The sequence below is a fragment of the Sulfitobacter sp. HI0027 genome (assembly GCF_001634775.1).
GTDB lineage: Bacteria > Pseudomonadota > Alphaproteobacteria > Rhodobacterales > Rhodobacteraceae > Sulfitobacter.
In genome coordinates, this window is the sequence record NZ_LWER01000265.1 from 1 (window position 1) to 392 (window position 392).

General features: G+C 58.4%; 1 protein-coding gene. It reads right to left on the minus strand.

Translation table 11 applies throughout. The annotated features are described in order from the left end of the window. On the minus strand, nt 1-376 hold a 376-nt coding region (locus A3722_RS15500; RefSeq protein WP_201722046.1), incomplete at its 3' end, for a recombinase family protein. Nucleotides 377-392 lie beyond the last annotated feature (16 nt).

Consider the following 392-nt stretch of genomic DNA (forward strand, 5'->3'; position numbering starts at 1 on the left):
ACTCGCCGGTTGCATGCATGCGCGCGAGTTCTTTCTGTTGTTTTTCAGAGAGTTTTGGCTGTTTTCCTCGGAGTTTTCCCTTTGCACGGGCGATGGCCATGCCTTCTTTCGTGCGCAACCGGATCAGATCGGCCTCAAACTCGGCAAAGGTAGCGAGAATGTTGAAGAACATTTTGCCCATGGGATCCGTCGGGTCGTAGATAGACATCCCCAAGGCGAGCTTGACGCCCTTTTTTTCCAGCTGTTCTGCGATAGCGCGTGCATCGGGGACGGACCGGGCAAGGCGATCCAGTTTTGGCACGACCAGCACATCGCCTTCGCGCACGGCTGCCAGTGCCTGGTCGAGACCGGGGCGGGCGCGGTTGGTGCCCGTCAGCCCGTGGTCAGTATAG